Source organism: Bacillota bacterium, assembly GCA_040754675.1.
In the GTDB taxonomy this organism is placed as follows: domain Bacteria; phylum Bacillota; class Limnochordia; order Limnochordales; family Geochordaceae; genus Geochorda.
The window spans coordinates 1-2,363 of the sequence record JBFMCJ010000600.1 but is presented as its reverse complement, the minus strand read 5'-3'; the positions used below and the strand labels follow the sequence as shown (position 1 = coordinate 2,363).

The window sequence follows — 2,363 nt, the reverse complement described above, 5'->3', positions numbered from 1 at the left end:
GCCCTCGGGATGAGCTTGCCCGGCAAATGGCGGGCAGGCGGCCTCAGGGGTAGATATTGTCCCACATGGATGACGTTCGTCCCAGCCCCGCCGAGACGCGTGTCACTGGCGGGTGAGGAGCCGGCGAGGCAGGATCGTCCAAAGGGCCAAACGCGGCAAGCCGCGCAGACCGCCCGCCGTCGCAAAGCGCCCGTGCGGCAGTCCCAGCGAGCCCGCACCAGGGAGGAGAAGGAGCCGATGAGCGAGCCCCCGCGCAGCCACTACGGCCTCGAGCACCACGGGATCATCAACATCGGCCAGGTATACTGGAACCTCACGACGCCCGTCCTCTACGAGGAGGCCATCCGCCGGCGGGAAGGGTTGCTCTCCCACCTGGGTCCGCTGGTGGTTCGCACCGGGCAGCACACCGGCCGCAGCCCGAAGGACAAGTTCATCGTGGACGACCCCGAAACACACGACAAGATATGGTGGGGCGACGCCAACCAGCCTCTGTCTGCGGAACAGTTCGACCGCCTCTACCATCGCCTGCTGGCCTACCTGCAGGGTAAGGATGTCTTCGTGCAGGACTGCTTCGTCGGAGCCGCCCCGGCCTACCGGATGCCGATCCGGGTCATCACCGAGCACGCCTGGCACAGCCTGTTTGCCCGCAACCTCTTCATCCAGGCCGGGCGCGACGAGCTGGCGGCCCACGTCCCACGCTTCACCGTGATTCACGTCCCCGGCTTTACGGCCGTACCCGAAGTTGACGGTACCCGTTCAGGGGTTTTCATCGTCCTCAACTTCACCCGGCGCCTTGTGCTCATCGGCGGTACCGGCTACGCCGGCGAGATCAAGAAGTCGGTGTTCACCGTGCTCAACTTCCTGCTGCCCCAGGAGCAGGTGCTGTCCATGCACTGTTCTGCCAACATCGGCAAAGAGAGCGACGTGGCGCTTTTCTTCGGGCTTTCCGGCACCGGCAAGACGGCCCTCTCGGCTGACCCCGAACGAAGCCTTGTCGGCGACGACGAGCACGGCTGGAGCGATGCCGGCGTGTTCAACTTCGAAGGCGGCTGCTACGCCAAGGTGATCCGCCTCAGCCCCGAGGCCGAGCCGCAGATCTACCAGACGACGCGGATGTTCGGAACCATCCTTGAGAACGTCGCCATCGATCCGGTCACCCGACGCCTCGATCTCAACGACGACTCGCTGACCGAGAACACCCGGGCCGCGTACCCTATCACTCACATCCCGGGAGCAGTCCGGTCAGGCATGGGCGGTCATCCCCGCACCGTTATCTTCCTGTCGGCGGATGCCTTCGGCGTGATGCCACCCGTCGCCCGGCTCACGGCCGAGCAGGCTATGTATTACTTCCTCTCCGGGTACACGGCGAAGGTGGCGGGCACAGAGAAGGGCGTCAAGGAGCCCCAGGCGACGTTTTCCCCCTGCTTCGGGGCGCCGTTCATGGCGCTACACCCGACGGTTTACGCAAGGCTCCTCGGAGAGAAGATCGGCCGCCACGACGTGAAAGTGTGGCTGGTCAACACCGGCTGGACGGGTGGGCCGTACGGGGTTGGCCGGCGCATTCCCATCGCTTATACACGCGCCATGGTGAAGGCGGCGCTCACGGGTGCGCTCGACGACGTCCCGTACTGCAAGGACCCCGTTTTCGGGGTCCAGACGCCTCAAGCAGTGCCTGGCGTACCTCCGGAGGTGCTGGATGTCCGGTCGACGTGGCAGAACGTGGCGGCCTACGACGAGCAGGCCCGGCAACTGGCGCGGATGTTTGCCGCCAGCTTCGCCCGGTTTGAACGGGAGATGCCCGCCGCTGTGCGCCAGGCAGGGCCGTCGGCCTGAGGGCACGACCCCAGCAACCGCAGGAACGAGCAGAGGCCGGCCTCGGCAGGCTGGGTCTCGAATCCCGCCACCATACACCGGTCCAATCGCAGGACAGACGCGCAGCTAAACACAGCGCTGGCCTCTTGGGTCTGACTTCATACCCATCCGGCGACCGCTTGGGCGGCCACTCCCGAACAGGGGGTGGCCGCCCCTTCTTCAGCGACTTGGCACGCAGATGACCTGTCCCGGAAAGATCAGGTTGGGGTTGGTGATCTGCGGGTTGATGGCCAGGATGGCCGGGACCGTGGTGCCGAAGCGCTGGGCGATGAAGAAGAGCGTGTCGCCGGGCTGGACCGTGTACTGGGTGGACCCCGGTGGACAGACCGCGGGCGGCACGGCGGCCGGGACGCAGATGACTTGGGCGGGGAAGATGAGGTCGGGGTTGGTAATCTGCGGGTTGATGGCCAGGATGGCCGGGACCGTGGTGCCGAAGCGCTGGGCGATGAAGAAGAGCGTGTCGCCGGGCTGGACCGTGTACCGCGTAGACC

General features: G+C 66.1%; 2 protein-coding genes. One reads left to right on the top strand and one right to left on the bottom strand.

The features are described 5' to 3' along the window. Positions 1-237: 237 nt before the first annotated feature. Complete coding sequence (locus tag AB1609_21415) at positions 238-1,833, top strand: phosphoenolpyruvate carboxykinase (GenBank protein ID MEW6048995.1); 1,596 nt, start codon at positions 238-240, stop codon at positions 1,831-1,833. A 198-nt stretch (positions 1,834-2,031) separates the two neighbouring features. Here the strand turns inward: AB1609_21415 and AB1609_21410 are convergent. Continuing rightward, positions 2,032-2,363: LysM domain-containing protein (locus AB1609_21410; protein ID MEW6048994.1), on the bottom strand; the 332-nt coding region annotated here is incomplete at its 5' end.